We start from the raw sequence: 22959 nt of genomic DNA, 5'->3' as shown, positions 1-22959 counted from the left end.
TCGACATGCTGGGCAACGCCGGCTTTGTCCGCAACGTGGTGGAGAAGGCGCGCGATCACCGCAGTTTCCGGCTGGACGACGAAGACCTGGATGCCGTGCTCAACAGTGATTTCACCGAATTCAGCGAAGACCAGATGCGGCGGTTCCGGGAGTTGACGCGCGAAGATCTCGCCGAAGGCCTCAGCGCCGCGGTGGCGGAGAAAAAGAGCAAGTAGCGCCGGTCCCGCGACGCCGCAACAGCCGACCCGGCACCACAACATAAGGGTTGTGCCTAACATCCTCCCGCTAGCGCTTCGTGCGGCTACGCTGTGTGGGACTCGAGACGGGTGGGCGCGTCCGGCGAATCTCGCTGGACTAATTCCTCCCAGATTGTGTGACCACGGTGGCGCTCCCGTGTGCCCCGACGGCGACGGGAGGTGGTGGCGCACTGATCAATTCGACCGTGCCTGTACGAATTCGATGACCATTTCTTCCCGATCCGGTCACGGCGCTTTCCCGTCGTCGGAATCGGCTGGCGCAACTGAGCACCCCGACACCATCAGCGGCCGAGGCACGTAGCCGGGTCGGACCATCTCCAACGGAGGAGTCCGATAATGTCTTGTGCCACAATCCTTCTCACCTCGAACATCGGTTGAGGTGTTGACGATGGATTTCGGAGCATTACCCCCTGAAGTCAATTCCCTGCGCATGTACTCCGGGCCCGGCTCGGCGCCACTGCTGGCCGCGGTGGCTGCCTGGGATCAACTCGCCGCGGAACTACATTCGACAGCTGCCGCCTACGACACGGTGATATCGGTGCTGACCGGTGACGGCTGGCTGGGCCCCGCCTCAGAGTCGATGCTGACCGCGGTCACCCCCTATTTGACCTGGATGAACATCACTGGTGTCAAAGCCGAGGAGGCTGCTTCGGCCGCGGCCGCGGCCGCGGGAGCCTACGACGCCGCATACGCCATGACCGTGCCCCCCGCTGTGGTGGCGGCTAACCGTGCCCAACTGCAGGTATTGGTCGCTACCAATCTGATTGGGCAGAACACGGCGGCAATCGCGTCAACCGAGGCGGAGTACGGCGAGATGTGGGCGCAGGATGCCGCGGCAATGTACGGCTATGCCACCAGTTCCGCGGCTGCGACGACGCTGACTCCGTTCACCCAGCCGGCGCAAGTCACGGACCCGGCCGGGCAGGCCACTCAAGCGACGGCCGTCACCCAGGCCGCCGGCAACGCCGTCGGGACCCTGACGCAGTCAGAGCTACCCCAGCTGATGTCGTCGCTGCCGTCCACTCTGCAGGGACTTGCATCGCCGGCCGCGACCGCCGAGGCTTTCCCAGGTGCCGACCTGCTCGCCGGCATCCTGAATTTCCTGGACGGCAACGACGGAAATCCCTATGGGATCTTCCTGAATTCCAGCCTGGTAAACGGGTTCGTATCGGCCGGGTACATCAGTCCCGCCATCGTGGCTCCCGCGGTCTTTGCAGGGTTGGCAGACATCAACGCCGTCGCCCTCGGAGCCGAAGAAGGGTCCGCGGTGCCGCCGATGGGATCTGGCTCGGGTAACCCGTCCTGGATCCCCGCGGACTCGCCGCTCAGCCCGACCAACATTCCGCCGCTGATGGACGTGGCCGAGGCGTCCTATTCGACGGGCGGTGTGACAGCTGGGATCAACCAGTCGGTTCTGGTCGGCCGGTTGTCGGTCCCGCAGACCTGGACAGCGGCGACCTCGGTGGTTAACCACGCCGGTGCGGCCACCGCCGGCGGTGGCTGGACCAGCAATGTAGTTGCACCGGAAGCCGCGGCAGGTGTACCCGGCTTTCCCGGAATGCCCGGTGCCGGAATGTACGGGCACAGCTTCGCCAACCCACCGCGTTACGGGTTCCGGCCGACGATCATGGGGCGCCCTCCAGCTGCTGGATAACAGGGGGGAGGCCACTACGGCTGGGCAGAGGAGGTGCTGGTATTGGATTACGGAGCACTCCCACCTGAAGTCAACTCACTGCGGATGTACACCGGGCCGGGCTCGGCGCCGATGTTGGCCGCCATGGCGGCATGGGACGCGACAGCCGCGGAAATGCGTTCGGCTGCAACGGCATACGAGTCGGTCATATCGACTCTGATCGGTGACGGTTGGCTGGGTCCAGCGTCGGCGACCATGGCGGCGGCCGTTGCGCCGTACCTGTCCTGGCTGAGCGGCACAAGTGTGCAGGCCGAGCAGACTGCCGCTCAAGCTGCTGCCGCCGCGGCGGCTTACGAAGCCGCGTACGCGATGACCGTGCCACCGGCGGTGGTCGCAGCGAATCGGGCGCGACTGCTGGCACTGGTGGCCACCAACTTCTTCGGCATCAACACCCCAGCCATCGCCGCTACCGAAGCGGAATACGCCGAAATGTGGGCTCAAGACGCGACCGCCATGTACGTCTATGCCTCCAGCGCCGCCGAGGCCGCGACATTGACTCCATTCGCCGAACCGGCACAGACCACCAACCCATCCGGGCCGGCTGCCCAAGCCGCGGCGGTCAGCCAGGCAACCGCGGCGGGCCTGCAAGAACTCGCGTCCCCGGCGGCGGCATCACCGTTCGACTCCTTCCCTCAAACGGGTCTGCTCGTCGACCTACTCAATTTCCTGGATGGCAACGACGGCAACGCCTTCGGGATCTTTATGGACTCCGACCTGTTCAACGCGATCGTCTCAGCCCAGTTGGTTTCTCCCTGGCTGGTCAGTCCCGGCGTCACGGACGCGATTGCCGACGTGAGTTCGGTGGTCGAAGGGGCGACGCCCGAGGCGGTCGCACCGGCCGCCGCCGACGCCGCCAGCGCCGGCCTCACCGGGGCTCGATCCGCTCTCGGGGCCGTCAGTGGCGGCACGAATCAGGCGACGCTGGTCGGCCGGTTGTCGGTGCCGCCGAGTTGGGCCACGGCCGTCGAGGTGAGCCACGGTGGCGTTGCCATTCCAGGCGCTGGTTCCACGGGGACCGGCGCGGTCCCGGCCGCGGCGGGAGCGCCAGGGGTACCCGGCATGCCGGCCGCCAACGCGTACTCGCGCAGTTGGGGCAACGGACCGCGGTACGGAAATAAGCTCACGATCATGCCGCGCCCCGTAGCGGCCGGATAATTGCAACAGGCATTTCTTCGCTTTTTGCACAAATTACCTACTACAAATTTGACTCTTATCGCTTTGAGTGCCACGATGGCCTCTGCATGCACCTCGCTAGGTGAGGCGTCTGCACGGACACAGGCCACTGACCTCGAACGTCGAAAGACGCCCCGGGTCAGGACAGCTCTTCCCGGCTTAAGGGTTGAGCCCAAGTGGCTTCCGGTATCTCCGGATACGCCGTGTGGTGCCAAAGCTCTGTCGAGAGAGGTGCTGGCCCAGCGGGTTTACCGCTGTTGCCTCATCTCTGCGTGGCGTGCGCCCGGCATCCCCGTGTGCCCTGGCCCTGAGGAGGTGAGAGCGGAGTGAGTCCCGGCGATAGTCCCTATTCGAGATCGAAGACCATTTCGTTTCGATCCGACCCGGGCGTTTACGCAAGCTGAATCGGCTCGTCCGATAACGTCGTCTGCTCTTTGCAGGCGCGTCTAATTGCCGTGCGCGAAATTGCCGCACAAATTGCAATGGCGGCTGCCCGGATTCGGATTGTTCCATCAGTGGGGAGGCCACCGATGAGCGCCGTGCTGGATTTTGCCGCCTTGCCGCCGGAAATCAATTCCGCGCGCATGTACACCGGAAGTGGGGCCGGTCCGATGCTGGTTGCCGCGTCGGCCTGGAAGGGTTTGGCCGCCGAGCTGCGCGCCACGGCGCTGTCGTATGAGGGCGTGCTTTCGGCGCTGACGGGCGAAGAGTGGTTCGGCCCGGCATCGGCGTCGATGGCTGCCGCCGCCTCACCCTACGTGGCGTGGATGAACGTGACCGCGGCGCAGGCTGAGCAGACCTCCGCTCAGGCCGAAGCCGCTGCCGGCGCCTTCGAAGCGGCGTTCGCCGCAACGGTTGCACCGCCGCAGGTCGCGGCCAACCGAGCACAGCTGGCGGCGTTGATCGCCACGAACGTCCTGGGGCAGAACACGCCCGCGATCGCCGCCACCGAGGCGCAGTACCTCGAGATGTGGGCGCAAGACGCGGTCGCCATGTACGGCTACGCGGCATCCTCGTCGGTCGCGACTGAACTGAGCCCGTTTGCGGGGCCTCGGGCAATCACCAGTGCGAGCGGCCTGAGCGCGCAGCAGGGCACGCTGTCAGAACTGATGGCCGCTGTGCCGGGCGCGCTGCAGGGGCTCTCGGGATCGGGCGGGACCGGGTGGCAGGGCTTCATCGAAACCTGGGGACCCAACGCGAACGTGTGGAACACCATCACGTCCACCGGCCTGTTCACCCCGGGTTCCACGATCGGAACGCTATCCAGCCTGTTCGGTGCGTCGGCCATGTCGGATGTGGCGGGGGCCGCTCAAGACGTGGCGCCCGGTGCAATTGCTGCGGCGGGTCCGCTCGGAGCCTCGGGCGGGCTGCGCGGCGCGACGGCCGGGATCGCCGCGGGCATGGTGGGCAATGCGGGCACAGTGGGCAAGCTGTCAGTGCCGCCGGCCTGGACCGCCGCGGCGCCAGCCGACGGCCTGCTGCGTTCCGCGCTGGGCGGTACCCCGATGGTTGCCCCGGAGCCGGCCGCGGCGGGTCCGGCAGGCATGCCGGGGGTCCCGATGGGCAACGTCGGCGGCCAGCCTTTCGGGCGGGCGGTGCCCCAGTACGGCTTCCGTCCGCTCGTCGTCGCACGGCCGCCGGCCGCGGGATGATCGCCTGCGCAACGCAGCGTTTCCGGCCCGGACTGCATTAACGCGCACCATTCTCACATCTCGTTTATTACGGCGCATATAAACAGGTAAACAGCCCGTAATGACATTCAACAGTAATTTGCCGATATTCGATTGCTAGCGTGCTGAGCTGCTTAGATAACTATATCTGTCGATAGCTGCATGCGCGACATCACGGACTCTGGCTGGAAAGCGGGAGTTCTTGTTCACTTCACGATCACATGACAGCAACGCTCTGAAAATGGGTTCGACCGAAAGTGTAGGCGAATACCCGGAAATCATCGGATCTCCGTGGGGGGAAATCAAAGGAGTGGTACGCATGGATTACGGAGCGCTACCGCCGGAGATCAACTCGGGCCGCATGTACGCCGGTCCGGGCGCTGGACCACTGCTGACCGCTGCGCTTGCCTGGGCTGTCTTGGCGGACGAAATGCATTCCACCGCAGTCGCTTACGCATCCACCATCGAGGAGCTGGCCGCTGGAACCTGGCACGGTCCGGCCGCGATCGCGATGTCTGCTGCCGTCGCCCCGTTCGTCTCCTGGATTTCAGCCACCGCCGCCCGCGCAGACCAGACGGCAGCACAGGCGAAACTGGCTGCCGGCGCATACGAAACCGCTTTTGCGGCAACAGTTCCGCCGCCGGCGGTGGCGGCGAATCGCACGCTGCTGATGACGTTGGTTGCCACGAACATTTTCGGCCAGAACACTGCGGCGATAGCCGCGACCGAGGCAGATTATCTGCAGATGTGGGCGCAGGATGCCGCCGCGATGTACGCGTACGCGGGAGCATCGGCCTCGGCCACCGAGCTGACACCATTTTCCGATCCGCCCCAGACCACGGCACCGAATGCGTTGGGGGACTTGGCTACAACCGTCGCGGACGCCTCTTCGGCGGCGGGGGCCACCTCATTGCTGCCGGGGCTCGCACTACCGCAGGTATCGCTGGCACCGGCGCTGGCTACCGACTTGGCTAACTTCAATGCCATCTTCGGCGTTCTCACCGGGCCGTTCTCCCTGCAGGGTTGGACATCGATAGCCGGTGGGCCCTTCCTGTCGTTCGGCCAGTTATATGCGTTCGGACAAAACGGACAAGGCATGCAAGCCTTTCTCGCTCCGGCACAACCGATCACCGGGACACTCGCACCGATAGCGCAATCCGTCGCACCTCAGTTGGGTGGGGCGGGCTCCGTCAGCGCCGCGACGGCGGCAATGGGCCGCGCAGCCGCGATCGGAGGACTGTCCGTGCCGCAGGGCTGGACAACGGCCGCGCCCGAAATCCGAATGGTCGCCCAGACACTGTCAACCAACCTGGCCGCGGCCGCCCCGGCAGCAGAACTGGGGGAATCTGGTGTATTCAGCCAGATGGCCCTGTCCAGCCTGGCTGGACGCACTCTTGGCGCCGCGGTGGGGGGCTCAGGTGGCGGCAGCGCAGTCGCGGTATCAGGAGGCGGTGTCGTCGTCGCCGAGGCCGATCCTGCGGCGGCGATGATCTTCGTGCTCCCGGCTTTAGAGGACGACTGATGAGCAAACACTCTCTCGCGCAGCGTGTTCCGATAGTAGGACGGGGGTAGCGGGGATGTTCTACGCGGCTTTGCCTCCGGAGATCAACTCGGGCCGCATGTATAGCGGGCCAGGAGCGGGTCCATTGCTGAGCGCTGCGACGGCCTGGAACGCGCTGGCTACCGAATTACAGTCCACCGCTGCGTCCTACGGCTCGTTGGTGTCCAGCCTCACCAGCGGACCGTGGATAGGGCCGTCCGCGGTAGGCATGGCGGCAGCGGTGGCGCCGTACGTGACGTGGATGAGCGCCACCGCGGCGCAGGCAGCGCAAGCGGGGATGCAGGCCACGGCCGCAGCCGCGGCGTATGAGACGGCGTTCACCGCCCACGTGCCGCCGACCCAAATCGCCGCCAACCGAAGCCAACTGGCGTTCCTGACCGCTACCAACCTGTTCGGCCAGAACACCGCGGCCATAGCGGCCACCGAAGCGCAGTACGGCGAAATGTGGGCGCAGGACGCGCTGGCAATGGACAACTACGCCGAATCATCGGCCGCCGCAAGCGAAGTGACGCCGTTCACCGATCCGCCCCAGATTGTCAATCCCACTGGGCCGGCAAGTCAGGCGTTGGCGGCGGGCCAATCCGTCGGCGACCCGGTCTCGGATCTGCTTCAAGTACTGGCAAACCTCGGCACCGACTACACCGCGACCGTGACGGCAATGCTGAATGGCTTATTCGGTCCGGCCGGGGCATCCACCTTCACGTCCCTCTACTCGGCGGTCAAGGTGCCACTTGCCTTTACGCTTCAGTTCAACGACATCGGGTTGTTGCTCAACCTCCCCATCTCGCAGGTTCTCAAATTCGGATCCAAAGCCGCTGGGGCACTGGAGTTACCCAAAGATGCACTGGGGGGCGGACTTTCGGCACCGAACTGGGGAAGGGGCTGGTTGACCGGCGCCGTGTCGGCGAACCCGTCGGCGAACTTCGGGCGAGGAATGTTGGTGGGCTCCCTGACAGTTCCGCCCAGTTGGACCGCGAACACACCGGCGATCCGGACGGTGGCCACCGCACTGTCGGGTGCCGGGCCAGAAGCGGTATCCGCAGCCGAACTGGGCGCGGGCAGCCTTTTGAGCTCGATGTCGCTGGCCGGCATGGCAGGAAGCGCTTTCGGCGCTGGTGCTCCGAGCCCGCTGGCTGGCAGCGCCGTCCGCAGCGGGCTTAAACCGGTCAAAGACCTCAAAGACTTGCGATCACCGGAAAAGCTCAAGCGGATGGTCGCTCAGATCTCGGAGCGGCCGGAAACCGTCCAGCACCACACCGTCGACCAGGACGGTCTGGACAGCTTGCTCGAACAGTTGGCGAAAAAGCCTGGCATTCACGCGGTGCATGTGGCCAAAAGTGCGGCCAGGGTCGTCCCTCCAGATGCCCAGCTCGGCTAGCGAAAGGTCTGTTATGAAGCTGCTTCTAGCGCTAATAGCCACGTGCGCCACAGTCGGTCTCGCCGCGCCGTCGCACGCCGATCCGGACGACGGCCCCATTACTGACGGCCCCATTACTGACGACGCAGGCTTTCTGGCTGCCCTGCACGGCGTCGACATCGGATACAGCAACCCGGCAGCGGCCATCGGCTCGGCCCGCGCGGTGTGCACTTGCTTGAACAACGGCGAATCGGGTCTCGAGCTCGTCCACGACGTCAAGACACACAACCCCGCGTTCAATATGGACGCGGCGGCGCAGTTTGCCGTGATCGCGGCGAAGTACTACTGCCCCCAGCATCTTTCCAAGAGCTGACCCGGTCAGCACGACACACCTGGCACCGTCGTCGAAATCAGCAGGTCGCATTTGCGGTGCGCCATTGGCGTAGCTGTTGAGTTTGATATGAGGTCGCCCGGTTTTGCGGCTTTAAGCATCCCCCGGTGATTACCATGGCGGCCACAAAGGGGACCGGAGGGGACTGATGGATTTCGCGGCGCTGCCGCCAGAGATCAACTCTGGACGAATGTACACGGGGGCGGGTTCCGGACCAATGATGGCGGCCGCGGCGGCCTGGGATGGACTGGCTGCGGAGTTGCATTCCACTGCGGCGTCATACGCGTCTGCGGTGCAGGGTATGACGGTGGGGTCATGGCAAGGCCCGGCCTCGATGGCGATGATGAGCGCGGCAACACCGTTTGTGGCCTGGTTGACCAACACCGCAACCCAGGCCGAGCAGGCCTCGATGCAGGCTAAGGCGGCCGCTGGCGCGTACGAAACCGCATTTGCGGCCACGGTGCCGCCACCGGTGGTGGCAGCCAACCGCGTTCAGCTGATGACCTTGATCGCGACGAACATCCTCGGTCAGAACACCCCGGCGATCGCGGTCAACGAAGCGCAGTACGCCGAAATGTGGGCGCAGGACGCCGCGGCCATGTACGGCTATGCCGGGTCTTCGGCTGCGGCGACGGAGTTGATGCCGTTCACCGAACCCCCCGAGACCGTCGACCCGTCCGGTGTGGCCAGACAGTCCGCGGCGGTCAGCGAGGCCGTCGGCGCTTCCGAGATGCAGTCGGGCCTGTCCCAGCTGATGACGGCGATTCCCAATGCGCTGCAGACGGTGGGTCCCGCGGCCGCGGCCCCGGCGGCGGCCACTCCTGTCAGCTCGATAATCGACGCCATCAATCCGTACATCGTGGGTATCCGGCCCTTCTTTGCTGCCATCACCGGTGCCTACAGTCCCATCATCGGGTTCGTCCTGTTCGGCGGTTGGTGGTTGTTCGCGGGGCAGATCCTGGGCCTGTCGCAGAATGCGCCTGGGGTCGCTCAGCTGCTGAACAGCGGCGGCAAACCGCTCGCCGGCCTGTCGCCGCTGCGTGGCGGCTACGTCGCAGCGGTCCCGCCCGGCGTGTCCGGCGCCATGGGACAGTCCACGCTGGTCGGGTCGCTTTCGGTGCCGCAAGGCTGGGTGACGGCCGCTCCGGTAATGCGGACGATGGCATCGATGCTGCCCGGCGTGAGCGCGGGTGCACTCCCGGCGATCCCCGCGGCGGCCGAGGGTGGGCTATTCGGCGAAATGGCCATGGCGAGCCTGGCCGGACGCGCGCTGGCCGGCGCCAGCATCCGCACCACCAGCAGTGGCGCTTCCGGTGCCAGCGGCGGCGTCGCCGCAGCCGAAGAAGCCGCCACAGCGACCATCATCGTGATACCGGCAGACTGAACAATGACATCAACACAAGGAAGGCCAGACTGATGAGTTTCGCGGTGCGACCACCGGAGATCATCTCCTGGCAGATTTACACCGGCCCGGGCGCCGGCCCGATGATCGCGGCAGCCACGGCCTGGGATGCATTGGCGGCCGAACTGCAGTCGACCGCGGCCAACTACGGCTCGGTGGTCACCGGCCTGGCCAACGAGACGTGGACGGGCCCGTCGTCGTCGGCGATGGCAGCAGCCGCGACGCCGTATGTGACGTGGATGTCAGCGACCGCGGCCCAGGCCAAGACGGCCGGCGACCAGGCGAAGGCGGCCGTGAGTGCCTACGAGGCCGTCTTTGCCGCGGTGGTGCCGCCGGCGGAGATCGCGCTCAACCGCAGCCAGCTGGCGTTGCTGGTGGCGACGAACATTTTCGGCCAAAACACCGCTGCCATTGCCGCCCTCGAGGCGCAATACGGGGAGATGTGGGCCCAGGACACCGCGGCGATGTTTGCCTACACCGCTTCGTCGGCGGCCGCCGCAAGACTGACGCCGTATACCGAACCCCCGCAGGTCGTCAACCCGGCCGGCCTTGCCAGCCAACAGGCTGCGGTCGGCCAGACCAGCGCCCTGGCCGCCGGCACCGCGGCCGCGACGGCGGCTGCCACCGCCGCACCGACGGCCGCACCGGTGTTTCCATTCGACCTCGTCCTGCAGGTCTTCGAGGCTCTCGGCACCGGCGGCTCCCAATACATGCAAGCCATGGGTCAGCTCCTCAATGCCCTCACCGGGACTTCATTGGCCGCTCCGACATGGGAAAACACCTTCGGGACCTTCGCCGACATCGGCCGGTTCAGCACCGTGGCCAACGACATCATGAGCATCCCCAACCTCGGCATGACCGAGTTCAAGCTGTTCTGGAAACCGCCGCTGGAGGACATCCCGAAGTCGGCGCTGGGCGCTGGGCTCGGTATGGCACCGACGGGCGCCGGCCTGAGCAGCGCGGCGTCGGCAAGCGTGGGAGAGGCCAACGTGGTGGGGAAGTTGTCCGTGCCACCGAGTTGGGCCTCCGCGACGCCAGCGATCAGAATGGCTTCGACCGCGCTGTCCGCCACGAGCCTGGCAGCGGCGCCCTCTGCGGCCATTCCGGGCAGCCTGGTCAACGAGATGACGCTGGGCGCCATGACGGGCGGAGCGCTCGGCGCCGTGGGCCCGCAAGTCCTCAGCGGCAGCGGCGCCCGCGCGCGCGCCAACGGCGGCAAAGGTCCGGTCGAGCCGGTCAAGCTGGACACCGTCATCGCAAAACTGCAGAAAGAACCCGACTCGGTCAAGCACTGGAACGTCGACAAGGCCGGCCTGGACGCGCTATTGGACAAACTGTCCAAAGAGCCCGGCATCCACGCGGTGCACGTATCGAACAAGGACAAGCCCAAGGTGACCCTGCCCGACGCGCAGTTGGGTAGTCCGTGAGACTGCCGGCCGTCCTGCTCGGGCTCGTCGCCGCCATAGGTCTCGCGGCCCCAGCCCAAGGCGACCCTGGCGACGACCCCGCGGGCAGCGATGCGGCGTTCCTCGCCGCCCTCGCCAAAGCCGGCATCACAGTTCCCAACCCCGCGGCGGCCATCGCTTCCGCCCAAGCGGTGTGTGGGTTGATGCGCAACGGCGAAACCGGTCTGCAGGTGTTGACCGACGTGAAGAAGCAGAATCCGGCACTCACGTTGGACGCCGCGGCGCTGTTCACCGCCATCGCGTCGAACACCTACTGTCCCGAGCATCTGGGGCAACCCGAGGGCGGCTACTTCTAGGGGAATCTCCGGTTCGCCTGGTTTCCACCTGATGTTCATCAGGATTTGATTGGCTGCCGTAGCGATTCCGCCCTAAAAGGCCCGGGAAAGGCGCAGGAGAGGTTCGAGGAGAGGGGAGCGCGCGGTGCAATCGTTGTCCGTCGCCGATTTCGCGCTGCGCTTGGGCGTTGGCGTGGGCTGCGGCGCGCTGATCGGATTCGAGCGGCAGTGGCGGGCCCGCATGGCGGGGCTGCGCACCAACGCTCTGGTGGCAACCGGTGCCACCTTGTTCGTGCTGTATTCCGTTGCCACCGAAGACAGCAGCCCAACCAGGGTCGCCTCCTACGTCGTGTCCGGAATCGGGTTCCTCGGGGGTGGGGTGATCTTGCGCGAGGGGTTCAATGTGCGCGGCCTCAACACCGCCGCCACGCTGTGGTGCTCTGCCGCTGTCGGAGTCCTGGCCGCGTCCGGCCATTTGGTGTTCGCCCTGATCGCCACCGGCGCCGTCGTCGCGATCCATCTGCTGGGGCGTCCACTGGGGCGGTTCATCGACCACGACAACTCCGGTGAAGAAGACGAGGGCCTCGAGCCCTACCAGGTGCAGGTGATCTGTCGACCCAAGTCCGCGAAGTACGCCCGCGCCCAAATCGTGCAGCACACCAGCAGCAACGACATCATCTTGCGCGGTATCCACACCGGACAGACCGAAGACAAGGTCGCGCTGACCGCGCACGTGCTCGTTGACGGGCATTCACCGGCCCGGCTGGAACGGCTGGTGGCGGAGTTGTCGCTACAGCCGGGCATCTACGCGGTGCACTGGTACGCTGGCGAGCCGATCAGCCCGATACTGCCCGCCGCTCCTAACGACTAGGGCCGAGCCTGCAACTCAGGCGCGGCCGCGGCCAGCAGGTCGGTGCGGTTGGCGGTCAGTGGTGGGTAGATCCGTCGGGTGTTGATGGTCTGCTTGGTGGCCTTGGCCTGTTCGCCCTGTGCAACCACGATCCGGTCCCAGCCTTCGGTATACACCGCCCCGACCGGGCCGAGATCCAAAACCGTTACATACCAAGGGATTCGAAGTGTCAGTAGCGGCTCGCCGAACAGATCGCTGATCACGTTGTAGCCCGCGTAACGACCCATCGGCCGGCCGTGCTGGCACGACATGACCGACATGTGCTCGTCGTCCATTCGTGCCGCCGCCACGTCCCCGGCGGCGAACACCGACGGCACTCCCATCACCCGTAGGTGATCGTCGACCGCGAGCCGCCCGAATCGGTCGCGGGTTGCCGGTAGCTGCTCGGTCAGCGCGCTGGCACGCATCCCCGCGCACCACACCACGGTGGCGGCCTCGAGTTGTTCACCGGACGACAGCGACACACTCGCCGCTGTTATTGCGTTGACCCCGACACCGGTCCGTACCTCAACGCCGTTGTCCGACAATGCCTTTTCGATCACCGGTCGCGCCGAGTCGCCCATGTCCGAACCGACCTGCGCATTGTGGTCGACGAGCACCACCCGCGGGGCCAGGCCCAGCTCACGCAACCGGTGGGGCAACTCGCAGGCCGTTTCGATCCCGGTCAATCCCGCACCGACCACCACCACGGTGCCTGCGCCGCGGGTTGCCGCCAAGCGCTCTGCCAAGCGCTTCAGATGGTCGGCCAGCCGCATCGCGCCGTCATAGCTGTCGACATCAAATCCGAACTCGCGCAACCCAGGCAGGTCGGGCTTGCACACGCGGCTGCCCGATGCGAGCACCAACCGGTCATAGGCGTAGGTCGCACCCGCAGCGGTGGTGACAGTCCTGGCCGCGGTGTCGATGCCGGTCACCGTGGCGGTCACCTGCCCGACCCCCACCGGGTCGAGCAGGTCAGCCAGTGGGATACGACATGCGCTCAGGTCGGCCTCGTAGTTGCGCACCCGGATGTCATGAAACGGCTGGGCGCTGAGCATCGTGACCTCGACCGTTCCCGCCGGGACGGCGAGCTCGTCGAGCCGGCGGGCCGCACCCAGCGCGGCCCACAGTCCGGCAAACCCAGAACCGATCACCAGCACGCGGCTCAGCGCGCCAGCACCTCGCGGATCTGACCCATCGCCACTTTGGCTTTGTGCCCGGGAAGGAGCATCCACGTATGCATCCCTCCGTCGAGTTCGTACCAGCCAATATCGAGCCCGTCGGCCGTGGCGCGCTTTCGGAAAGCGCGGGCATCGGGGTTGAGTACATCATGTGTCCCGGTGAAAATCGTCAACCTCGGCAGTCCCGTCAACGGGCCTACGCTCGGGCTGAGCAGGGGAGTGTCGAGCGGGTCTCCACCGGCATAGCGGATGCCCGCGGCACGCAGGTCGTCGAGGTTGAGGAACGGGTCGATCTTGGCCACGGCCGGCACGTCTGGGTCCGGCAGGCCGAGATGCATCCACGGGGACAGCAGCAGCGCATCGGTCGGCTGCGGCAAACCCGCGTCACGGACCGCATGACACAGCGCGAAAGCCATCCCGCCCCCGGCCGAATCGCCCATGAACGCAACCGAACTCGCGTCCCGAGTCGCCAGGGTGCGGCGGTATAGCTGCAACAGGAAGGGGAACACCTGGCGGTAGTTGTGTTCGGGCGCGATCGGGTAGATGGGCACCGTGATGGTGCGGTTGAGCATGGTGGCCAGCTTCGCGATCGCCGGCCAATGAAAGTGAGGCAGCAAATCCAGCACGTAGGCGCCGCCATGTAGATAAATCAGGTGTCGGTCCAGCGAGCGGGGATCGACGTGTCGCGGGCTGACCTGGTAGACGGGGCGACCGTTGAGATCGTCGCGAACGACATCGACCTTCTTGAGGACCAACTTCGACGGCAACCCGCAGTACGGCGGCCGCGGGTTTGCCGCCCAGCTGGCCAACTTGGCCGGCGGGAACATCCGGTTGCGGACGCCGGATGCGCGCAGTAGGCGCTGAGTGACTTGCGGCTTGGGCAGTAGTCTGTGCACTGTGAGTGGTGTTGCAAATTTCTTTACGGGGTTGCCGGCGGAGCTGCGGGATCCGGTGTTCTTTGCCATCCCCTTCTTCCTCCTGCTGTTGACTCTGGAGTGGACGGCAGCGCGCAAGCTGGAGAAGTTCGACGCTGCGGCTGCTGCAGAAAATTCGCCGAAGGATAGGCCGTCATCCGGCGCCTACCTCACCCGCGATTCCATGGCGAGCATCTCGATGGGATTGATTTCGATAGCCACCACCGCCTTTTGGAAGACTCTGGCCCTGTTGGGATATGCCGCCATCTATGCCTACCTCGCTCCCTGGCACCTGCCTGCGACCAAGTGGTACACGTGGGTCGTCGCGATCGTGGGTGTGGACCTGCTCTACTACGTCTATCACCGCGTTGCCCATCGCATGCGGCTCATCTGGGCTACCCACCAGGCACATCACTCAAGCCAATACTTCAACTTCGCCACCGCGCTGCGCCAGAAGTGGAACAACAGCGGCGAAATCCTGATGTGGCTGCCGCTGCCGTTTCTGGGGGTGCCGCCATGGCTGATCTTCTTCAGCTGGTCGTTGAACCTGATCTACCAGTTCTGGGTGCACACCGAGCGCATCGACAAGATGCCGCGATGGTTCGAGTTCATCTTCAACACACCCTCGCACCACCGGGTGCACCACGGCATGGACCAGCAGTATCTGGATAAGAACTACGGTGGCATCTTCATCATCTTCGACCGCATGTTCGGCAGCTTCCAGAAAGAGTTGTTCCGGCCGCACTATGGGTTGACTAAGCAGGTGGACACGTTCAACATCTGGAAGCTGCAGACCCACGAGTACGCGGCGATCGCCCGCGACTGGCGTTCGGCGACGCGGTTCCGTGACCGGCTGGGCTACGTCTTCGGTCCGCCGGGATGGACACCACGCAAAGTCGAGCAAAAGGCGACCGCCGCCCCGCTGATCACGTCTCGGTAACGCAGCGACCACCAACCGCGAAAACCTCATAGGGGTTATCAATCCGTAACCTCTAGATGAGGGCCGACGCCGTGTCGACCCAGACGGAGGGGATTTGCGATGGTGGGTCGCACGGTGTTGCGTGCAGTAGCCGCGTCGATGATCTTGGGGTTCGCGTCGGGTCTCGCCCCGGCAACTGCCAGCGCGGAACCGGCGGTGGTGTTTCCGGGCATGGAAATCCACCAGGACAACCGCGTCTGCACGCTCGGATTCGTCGACATCAATCTGCACATGGCCTACACCGCAGGGCACTGCCGCGGCGGGGGTGCAGTCACCGACCAAGCCGGCAACGTCATCGGCCACATGACGACCTTCCGTGACAACACCCCGACCGGGTCGACCGTCGCCACGGACCAGATGATCGCCGACTACGAGGCGATCGCACTGGCCGACAACATCACCGTGAGCAACGTCCTGCCCAGTGGGCGGCAATTGCGATCCGGTCCCGGCGTGGTGTCTCCCGGCCAGGCGGTCTGCCATTTCGGCATCGTTACCGGTGAGACCTGCGGCAATGTGGAAAGCGTGAACAACGGGTGGTTCACCATGACCAACGGCGTCCAGACTGGCCAGGGCGACTCGGGCGGACCGATCTACCTCGCTGGCGGCGGGCCGGGCCAGATTGTCGGCATCTTCAACAGCGTGTGGGGAACCTTGCCGGCCGCGGTCTCCTGGCAAGCCGTTTCCCAGCAGGTCCGCGAGGACACCGGCTTCAATCCATAGATCGCTAAGTCGCTAACGCGAAAACGGGGATGGTCGGCGCGGCCGCGAGCAGTTCCTCGTCGCCAGATGTCGGCGTCAGCCCGCCCACATAGGTCTTGACCTGCCAGTACCATCTGCCCAGGTAGTGCCGAAGTATTTCCGGCTTTGCGTCGTCGGCAACCTCGCTGACCGTGGCGCGTTCGCGCCGCCACCGTGACCCGATTTCCACCACGCCCGCCGCTCTGACGTTGCGTGCCCATTGCGTATTGCCGCGCGGGGAAACGACGTAGTCGACCCCGTCCAGCGTCAACAGATTGATCACCACGCTGCGCGGCGTTCCCGTCTTACGGCCCCGCACCCGCATCGCCCGGGTGCCGGCGATGCTGATCCCCAGTTCGGCGAGCCACCGGATAAGCGCGTTGGCGGCCTGCTCGACGCGCTTCGGTTGCTGATATTGCGTGGCCATGACTGCACTCCCGCGGCTTTCGTTTCGAGAGCAGTGCTCTCCGATGCGTTTAGCGTGACACAGCACCATCCGAAAAGCAAGAGCACTGATCTCGCTTGTGTCACACTTACCGACGTGGGCAAACGTCGGGAGTCCCGGGAGCAGATCGAAGCAAAAATCATCGACCTCGGCCGCCGCCATCTGGCCGACCACGGCGCCGCGGCTTTGTCGCTTCGCGCAATCGCGCGGGAACTGGGCATGGTGTCGTCGGCGGTGTATCGATACGTCGCCAGCCGTGACGAGTTGTTGACATTGTTGCTCGTCGACGCCTATTCCGACGTTGCGGACCGGGTGGACCGCGTTCGTCAAGACGGGATCGCTGACTGGTGGGGCGACGACGTCATCGCGATGGCCCACGCGATGCGCGACTGGGCCGTCGCACATCCCGCCCGCTGGGCACTGCTGTACGGCAGTCCGGTGCCCGGCTACCACGCTCCGGCGGAACGCACGGTCGCCGCCGGAACCCGCGTGATCGCGGCATTCCTCGATGCCATCTCGGTCGGGATCACCACTGGGGACATCGTTTTGACGAATGACTCCGCAACGCAACCGACGTCGTCCGACTTCGGCCGGCTGCGCCACGAATACGGCTTTCCCGGCGATGACCGGGTGCTGGCCAAGTGCTTTTTGCTCTGGGCTGGCGTAGTGGGCGCGATCAGCCTCGAGGTCTTCGGGCAGTACGGATCCGACACGCTGACCGACCCGCGCAGCGTGTTCGACACCCAAATCAGGATGCTGGTCACCACACTGGCCCTGCACTGAATTAGAACGTGTTCACCCGGTCGTCCCGGATGAACCGGTCGCGAGCGCGGCAAAGGTTGGGGTTATTCTGCGAGACAATGAACCTGCTCGTTCAATCACCAACTCAGATCGCCTGGGTGACCGCCGACCTAGAGGCCACCGAATCGGCCCTCACCGGCCTGTTAGGTGCCAAGAAATGGGTGCGGATACCCGAAGTGCACTTCGCGCCAGACAGCTGCACATACCGGGGCGTGCCCGCCGATTTCGTCGCCAACATCTCGCTGAGCTATCTCGGCGATATGCAACTGGAATTGATCGAACCGGTCCGCGGGGAGAACATCTATAGTGAATTTCTGCGCGACCATGGCCCGGGTTTGCACCACATCTGCATGGACGCCGAAAGCCCAGAGCGATTCGACGCCGCACTCGCCGATGCCGCCAGCCAAGGCGCCGAAGTGGTGCAACGGGGCGTGATGCCCGGCGGTATCCATTTCGCCTACGTCTCAGCACCCCAAGCAGGTGTGCCTTACATCGAAATTGCGTACCTCTCGCCCGAGATCAAAGCGTTCTACGACTACATCAAACAGGAGCAACGGTGAGCACCGATATTCCCGCCACCCTCGACGCGGCGACGGTCCAATCCTGGTCGGATGAAGTCGACGTCCTGGTCATCGGATTCGGGATCGGCGGCGGATGCGCCGCCGTCACCGCCGCCGACGCGGGCGCGCGAGTGCTGGTGCTCGAGCGGGCCGCCGCCGCGGGCGGCACCACCTCGATGGCCGGTGGGCACTTCTATCTCGGCGGCGGGACCGCGGTCCAGGTGGCGACGGGCCATCCCGACTCACCCGAGGAAATGTATAAGTACCTGGTCGCGGTGTCCCGCGAGCCGGAACTGGACAAGATCCGCGCCTACTGCGACGACAGCGTCGAACACTTCAATTGGCTTGAGGCACTGGGCTTTGAATTCGAGCGCAGCTACTACCCCGGCAAAGTGGTGGTACCGCCGGGCACCGAGGGGCTCAGTTATACCGGCAACGAGAAGGTGTGGCCGTTCTGTGAGCAGGCGGTGCCCTCGCCGCGCGGTCACTCGGTGCCGGTACCCGGCGAATTGGGCGGCGCGGCAATGGTTATCGACCTGTTGGTCAAGCGTGCCGACGCGCTGGGAGTGCAAATCCGCTATGAGACGGGCGCGACGAGCCTGATTGTGGAGGACGACGGAGCGGTGGTCGGTGTCGCCTGGAAACACTTCACCGAGGTCGGTGCGATCAAAGCGAAGACGGTGATCATCGCCGCCGGCGGCTTTGCGATGAACCCGGACATGGTTGCCGAGCACACCCCCGCGCTGGGCCAACCGCGGCGCACCAAACACCACGGCTTGGTTGCGCCCTACATCCTGGGCAATCCGAACGACGACGGACTGGGTATCCGGCTGGGTGTTTCGGCCGGCGGGGCCACCAAGAACATGGACGAGTTGTTCATCACCGCGGCCGCATACCCGCCGGAAATCCTGCTCACCGGTGTGATCGTCAACAACGAGGGCAAGCGGTTTGTCGCCGAGGACTCCTATCACTCGCGCACTTCGGCTTTCGTGCTCGAACAACCCGAGCAAACGGCCTACTTGATCGTCGACGAAGAACACATGCAGATGCCCGAGATGCCGCTGATCAAATTCCTCGATGGCTACGAGACGATCGAGGAACTGGAGAGCGCCTTGGATATCCCGGCGGGGAACGTCGCGGCCACACTTCAGCGGTACAACGAGTTCGCCGCCACGGGGGAGGACCCGGACTTTCACAAGCAGCCGGAATACGTTGCGCCGCAGACCAAAGGCCCCTGGGCGGTATTCGACCTGTCTCTTGGGCGGGCGATGTATTCGGGCTTCACCATCGGCGGTCTGGCCGTGTCGGTGGACGGCGAAGTGCTGCGTGAAGACGGCTCGGTGATACCCGGCCTCTACGCCGCGGGAGCTTGTGCGTCCAACCTCGCGCAGGACGGCAAAGGGTATGCCAGCGGGACGCAGTTGGGGGAGGGGTCATTCTTCGGGCGCCGCGCCGGAGCGCACGCGGCGGGTGCCGCGGGCGCGCAGGTGCGTTAGAGCACAGCGCCGGAGCGCACGCGGCGGGTGCCGCGGGCGCGCAGGTGCGTTAGCTGTCTGACGCGACAAATTCCTTGTCAATCGGGCCGAGCCGCCATTCCCCGCCACCGAGCAGTTCGAGTTGTCGGTCGTGGTGCTGCTCGACCGCCGGGTGGTGGCTGACGCTGACCACGATGCAGTCCGGCAGTTCGTCGCGCACCAATTGATACAGCGCGTACTCCAGACCCGGGTCGAGCGCCGAGGTGGCCTCGTCCAAAAAGACCGACTTCGGCTTGGTGAGCAGAATTCGCGCGAACGCAACGCGCTGTTGCTCGCCCGGGGAAAGCACCTTCGCCCAGTCCTGCTCTTCGTCCAGCCTGGGGATCAGCGGCGCGAGGGCGACCTTGCGCAACACCTCGTGCAGCTCGGTGTCCGCGACATCGCCCGCCGCGTTCGGATAGCACACTACGGCGGGCAAACTGCCCAATGGCACATACGGCAATTGCGAGAGGAACATGGTCTCGTTCTTGCCGCCGGGGCAATGCCAGGAACCCGAAGCGTACGGCCACAATTCGGCCAAGCTACGCAACAACGTCGTCTTGCCTGAGCCCGACTGCCCGGTGATCACCAGGGAGTAGCCGGGTTCCAGCCGGATATCCAGCGGGTCGATCAAGCTGTCCCCGTCCGGCTTTCGGACCTCGACGTTCGAGAGCTCCACCGCCCCGTCCGCACTCGGCAGTGTGAGCACTGCCGGCAACGCACGACCCCGATCGTTGGCATCGACCAAGCCGTGCAATCGGATGACGGCTGCCCGATACGACGCAAACGCGTCGTACTGATTGCGGAAGAAGGACAGTGAATCAGAGATATTGCCGAACGCCGTCGCCGTCTGCCCGACGTCACCGAAATCAATCTGCCCCTGGAACAGTCGCGGTGCTTGGATCAACCACGGCAGCGGAACGATCACCTGGGTCATCAACCAATTCCATCCGTTGAAGATGATCGAGCGGCGAACAAAGTTGCGGTAGTTGTCGATGATCGGCGTAAAGCGGCGCCACAGTTGCGCCCGTTCGACACGCTCACCACGGTAGAAACCCACCGCCTCCGCCGCGTCTCGCAGCCGGACCAGGGCATACCGAAAGGCGGCGTTGAGCTTTTCGTTGTTGAAGCTGAGCGTGATCAGCGGACGACCGAGCCAGACCGCGACCACCGTGGTGAGCAGCACGTAGACCAGAACGGTCCAGAACATCGCACGCGGTATTTCAGCCCCGAAGACGTTGAGCCCGCCGGACAGGTTCCACAGGATCGCCGCAAACGAGGCCACCGAGGCGACCGCATTCACGGCACCGAACAGCAACGTTTGTCTGGTTCCGTTGGCCGGACTGTTCGGAGTACCCGAGGTGTTGTTGGCGGTGAAGATGTCGATGTCCTGCTGAATACGCTGGTCCGGGTTGTCAATTGTGTTGTCGATGAACAGGTCTCGGTAGTAGGCCCGGCCATCCAGCCAGTCGTCGGTGAGGTGGCCGGTCAGCCACACCCGCCAGGAAATGACGAATCGTTGCAGCAGATAGATGTCGACCAGGTATCGGATGATCCAGATCATCGCCAGCAACGCAAATATGGCTAACGACGTCCAAAACCCGCGCACGCCAGACTGTTTCACGAAAGCGTTGCCCGCGGCCATGCCTTGAACCGCCTTCTGGACGCCGGTGTACAGGTCGTTGCCCTGATAGCTGAACAGCACGTCCAGCCGCACCGACATCAGTACCGACAGCAGCAGCACGCCCAGCATCAGCCACACCCGGACGCTGTCGCGACCGACGAAGTAGCCGCGGGATATCCGCCAGAACTGACGACCCCACGGTGTGAAGAACCGGATCAGAACCAGCACCAACAGCAAACTGAATGCGCTGATGAGCCACGCTGTAGCGAGCCATTGCAGCGAATCCACGAACGCATGGGACCAGTTGGTGGACGGCTTGAACGGCGTCGGTGCCAAGGTTGTCGTCTCCTGACAGTCACGCGGCGGGCTGCACGCAGAAATCCTTCGGCGAAGGTACCGGAAGCGGGTGGCTAGTCTCCGGGTATGACCACCGAAGCTGCCCCCGCCCAGACGGTTCACGCCGGCCGCCTGATCGCCCGTCGGCTCAAGGCCAGCGGCATCGACACCATGTTCACCCTCTCGGGCGGACACCTGTTCTCTATCTATGACGGCTGCCGCGACGAGGGCGTCCGACTGATCGACACCCGCCACGAGCAGACCGCGGCGTTCGCCGCAGAAGGCTGGTCGAAGGTGACCCGGGTGCCGGGCGTAGCGGCGCTGACGGCGGGACCTGGCATCACCAACGGGATGAGCGCAATGGCCGCCGCTCAACAGAACCAATCGCCACTGGTGGTGCTGGGCGGACGCGCGCCGGCGGGACGGTGGGGTATGGGCTCGCTTCAGGAGATCGACCACGTGCCGTTCGTGGCACCGTTGACGCGCTTCGCGGCCACCGCGCAGTCCGCCGAGGAGGCGGGCAAGCTCGTCGACCAGGCGCTGCAGGCGGCGGTCGGCGCGCCGTCGGGAGTCGGCTTCGTCGACTTCCCGATGGATCACGTGTTTTCCCTGTCCGACGACGACTCCCGTCCGGGAGCGCTGCACGAGCTGCCGGTCGCCGCGTCCGCCGATGCCGACGCGCTCGACCGGGCAATCGACCTGCTATCCAAGGCGGCGCGCCCGGTCATCATGGCCGGAACCAACGTGTGGTGGGGTCACGGCGAGACTGCGCTGTTACGCCTTGCCGAGGAGCTGCGGATCCCGGTGCTGATGAACGGGATGGCCCGTGGCGTGGTGCCCGCGGACCACCCCTTGGCGTACTCGCGGGCCCGCTCCAAGGCGCTCGGCGCGGCCGACGTCGCCCTGATCGTGGGCGTGCCGATGGACTTCCGCCTCGGCTTCGGTGGGGTCTTCGGCGCGGAGACCCAACTCGTCGTGGCCGACCGCGCCCGACCCGAGCGCGCTCATCCGCGTCCGGTCGCCTCCGAGCTGTACGGCGACCTGAGCGCAACTTTGTCCGCCCTGTCCGGCGCGAGTCCGACCGACCACCAGGACTGGATCGAGGAGTTGCGGCTGGTGGAGACGGCCAGCCGTGAGCTGGAAAACGCCGAACTCGCCGACGAGCGCATCCCGCTGCATCCGATGCGGGTGTACGCCGAGTTGGCTCCGCTGCTCGACCGCGACGCGATCGTCGTCATCGATGCCGGCGACTTCGGGTCCTACGCCGGCCGGGTGATCGACAGTTACCAGCCGGGTTGCTGGCTGGACAGTGGTCCGTTCGGCTGCCTGGGTTCGGGTCCCGGCTACGCCCTGGCCGCCAAACTGGCGCAGCCGCAACGACAGGTCGTGCTGCTGCAGGGCGACGGTGCGTTCGGATTCAGCGGGATGGAGTGGGACACCCTGGTGCGCCACAGCGTGCCGGTGGTGTCGGTGATCGGCAACAACGGCATCTGGGGATTGGAAAAGCACCCGATGGAGGCGCTGTACGGCTACTCGGTGGTGGCTGAACTGCGCCCGGGCACCCGCTATGACGAGGTGGTGCGCGCCCTCGGCGGCCACGGCGAGTTGGTGTCGGCTCCGGGTGAGTTACGCCCGGCGCTTGAGCGTGCCTTTGCCAGCGGGCTTCCCGCCGTCGTCAACGTGCTCACAGACCCCAGCATCGCTTACCCGCGCCGGTCCAATTTGGCCTGACC

Annotated in this window: 20 protein-coding genes, 1 pseudogene and 1 riboswitch; of the genes and pseudogenes, 17 read left to right on the top strand and 4 right to left on the bottom strand. The window is 65.3% G+C overall.

Annotation, left to right across the window (positions count from 1 at the left end):
• The 11 genes and pseudogenes from A5634_RS05170 to A5634_RS05120 form a co-directional block, all read left to right on the top strand.
• Positions 1 to 215 (top strand): annotated as a pseudogene (locus tag A5634_RS05170) (type VII secretion AAA-ATPase EccA); the annotation flags it as partial.
• A 430-nt stretch (positions 216 to 645) separates the two neighbouring features.
• A complete protein-coding gene (locus A5634_RS05165) occupies positions 646 to 1911 on the top strand; it encodes a PPE family protein (RefSeq protein ID WP_065143006.1) in 1266 nt (421 codons plus the stop codon).
• A gap of 42 nt (positions 1912 to 1953) precedes the next feature.
• Positions 1954 to 3105 carry a PPE family protein gene (locus A5634_RS05160; protein WP_081290205.1) on the top strand — a complete coding sequence of 384 codons (1152 nt, stop codon included), beginning with the start codon at positions 1954 to 1956 and terminating at the stop codon, positions 3103 to 3105.
• A gap of 85 nt (positions 3106 to 3190) precedes the next feature.
• Positions 3191 to 3361, top strand: a riboswitch (M-box (ykoK) riboswitch).
• Between the two features lie 292 nt (positions 3362 to 3653).
• Positions 3654 to 4775, top strand: coding sequence for a PPE family protein (locus tag A5634_RS05155; RefSeq protein ID WP_065143004.1), 1122 nt, complete (start codon positions 3654 to 3656; stop codon positions 4773 to 4775).
• A 337-nt stretch (positions 4776 to 5112) separates the two neighbouring features.
• Positions 5113 to 6315 carry a PPE family protein gene (locus A5634_RS05150; protein WP_065143011.1) on the top strand — a complete coding sequence of 401 codons (1203 nt, stop codon included), beginning with the start codon at positions 5113 to 5115 and terminating at the stop codon, positions 6313 to 6315.
• 55 nt (positions 6316 to 6370) lie between these two features.
• Positions 6371 to 7732 carry a PPE family protein gene (locus tag A5634_RS05145; RefSeq protein WP_065143003.1) on the top strand — a complete coding sequence of 454 codons (1362 nt, stop codon included), beginning with the start codon at positions 6371 to 6373 and terminating at the stop codon, positions 7730 to 7732.
• 13 nt (positions 7733 to 7745) lie between these two features.
• Entirely contained in the window at positions 7746 to 8084 is a 339-nt protein-coding gene (locus A5634_RS05140) for a DUF732 domain-containing protein (RefSeq protein ID WP_065143002.1), read from the top strand.
• A 166-nt stretch (positions 8085 to 8250) separates the two neighbouring features.
• Positions 8251 to 9486, top strand: a complete 1236-nt coding sequence (locus A5634_RS05135; protein WP_065143001.1) for a PPE family protein — start codon at positions 8251 to 8253, stop codon at positions 9484 to 9486.
• Positions 9487 to 9518: 32 nt separating this feature from the next.
• Positions 9519 to 10931: a PPE family protein gene (locus tag A5634_RS05130; RefSeq protein WP_065143000.1), complete on the top strand. Its 1413-nt coding sequence runs from the start codon at positions 9519 to 9521 to the stop codon at positions 10929 to 10931.
• Entirely contained in the window at positions 10928 to 11266 is a 339-nt protein-coding gene (locus A5634_RS05125; RefSeq protein ID WP_065142999.1) for a DUF732 domain-containing protein, read from the top strand. Before A5634_RS05130 ends, A5634_RS05125 begins: the two co-directional genes overlap by 4 nt.
• A 124-nt stretch (positions 11267 to 11390) precedes the next feature.
• Positions 11391 to 12116, top strand: a complete 726-nt coding sequence (locus tag A5634_RS05120; RefSeq protein WP_065142998.1) for an MgtC/SapB family protein — start codon at positions 11391 to 11393, stop codon at positions 12114 to 12116.
• Here A5634_RS05120 and A5634_RS05115 read toward each other — a convergent pair.
• Entirely contained in the window at positions 12113 to 13303 is a 1191-nt protein-coding gene (locus tag A5634_RS05115; protein WP_065143010.1) for an NAD(P)/FAD-dependent oxidoreductase, read from the bottom strand. The genes A5634_RS05120 and A5634_RS05115 overlap by 4 nt on opposite strands.
• Positions 13300 to 14211, bottom strand: a complete 912-nt coding sequence (locus A5634_RS27020) for an alpha/beta hydrolase fold domain-containing protein (protein ID WP_172831622.1) — start codon at positions 14209 to 14211, stop codon at positions 13300 to 13302. The genes A5634_RS05115 and A5634_RS27020 overlap by 4 nt, the downstream gene beginning before the upstream one ends.
• Position 14212: 1 nt before the next feature.
• Here A5634_RS27020 and A5634_RS05100 point away from each other — a divergent pair, with 1 nt between their 5' ends.
• Together A5634_RS05100 and A5634_RS05095 are read left to right on the top strand one after the other, a co-directional pair.
• Positions 14213 to 15169 carry a sterol desaturase family protein gene (locus A5634_RS05100; protein ID WP_065142997.1) on the top strand — a complete coding sequence of 319 codons (957 nt, stop codon included), beginning with the start codon at positions 14213 to 14215 and terminating at the stop codon, positions 15167 to 15169.
• Between the two features lie 99 nt (positions 15170 to 15268).
• Entirely contained in the window at positions 15269 to 15928 is a 660-nt protein-coding gene (locus tag A5634_RS05095) for an Rv1815 family serine proteinase (RefSeq protein ID WP_065142996.1), read from the top strand.
• Positions 15929 to 15932: 4 nt separating this feature from the next.
• Here the strand turns inward: A5634_RS05095 and A5634_RS05090 are convergent, their stop codons facing one another.
• Positions 15933 to 16373: a nitroreductase family deazaflavin-dependent oxidoreductase gene (locus A5634_RS05090; protein WP_065142995.1), complete on the bottom strand. Its 441-nt coding sequence runs from the start codon at positions 16371 to 16373 to the stop codon at positions 15933 to 15935.
• Between the two features lie 114 nt (positions 16374 to 16487).
• Between A5634_RS05090 and A5634_RS05085 the strand changes: the two genes are divergently transcribed.
• The 3 genes from A5634_RS05085 (at position 16488) to A5634_RS05075 (ending at position 19248) form a co-directional block, all read left to right on the top strand.
• Positions 16488 to 17174, top strand: coding sequence for a TetR/AcrR family transcriptional regulator (locus A5634_RS05085; protein ID WP_065142994.1), 687 nt, complete (start codon positions 16488 to 16490; stop codon positions 17172 to 17174).
• Positions 17175 to 17251: 77 nt separating this feature from the next.
• Complete coding sequence (locus tag A5634_RS05080) at positions 17252 to 17752, top strand: VOC family protein (protein WP_065142993.1); 501 nt, start codon at positions 17252 to 17254, stop codon at positions 17750 to 17752.
• Positions 17749 to 19248: an FAD-binding protein gene (locus tag A5634_RS05075; protein ID WP_065142992.1), complete on the top strand. Its 1500-nt coding sequence runs from the start codon at positions 17749 to 17751 to the stop codon at positions 19246 to 19248. The genes A5634_RS05080 and A5634_RS05075 overlap by 4 nt, the downstream gene beginning before the upstream one ends.
• Positions 19249 to 19297: 49 nt before the next feature.
• Here the strand turns inward: A5634_RS05075 and A5634_RS05070 are convergent, their stop codons facing one another.
• Positions 19298 to 21226 carry an ABC transporter ATP-binding protein/permease gene (locus tag A5634_RS05070; protein WP_065142991.1) on the bottom strand — a complete coding sequence of 643 codons (1929 nt, stop codon included), beginning with the start codon at positions 21224 to 21226 and terminating at the stop codon, positions 19298 to 19300.
• Positions 21227 to 21313: 87 nt separating this feature from the next.
• Between A5634_RS05070 and A5634_RS28005 the strand changes: the two genes are divergently transcribed.
• Entirely contained in the window at positions 21314 to 22957 is a 1644-nt protein-coding gene (locus tag A5634_RS28005) for an acetolactate synthase (protein ID WP_065142990.1), read from the top strand.
• Positions 22958 to 22959: the final 2 nt, after the last annotated feature.

It is taken from the genome of Mycobacterium asiaticum (assembly GCF_001673365.1).
In the GTDB taxonomy this organism is placed as follows: Bacteria; Actinomycetota; Actinomycetes; order Mycobacteriales; family Mycobacteriaceae; genus Mycobacterium; species Mycobacterium asiaticum_A.
This window is presented reverse-complemented; position numbering and strand designations above follow the sequence as displayed.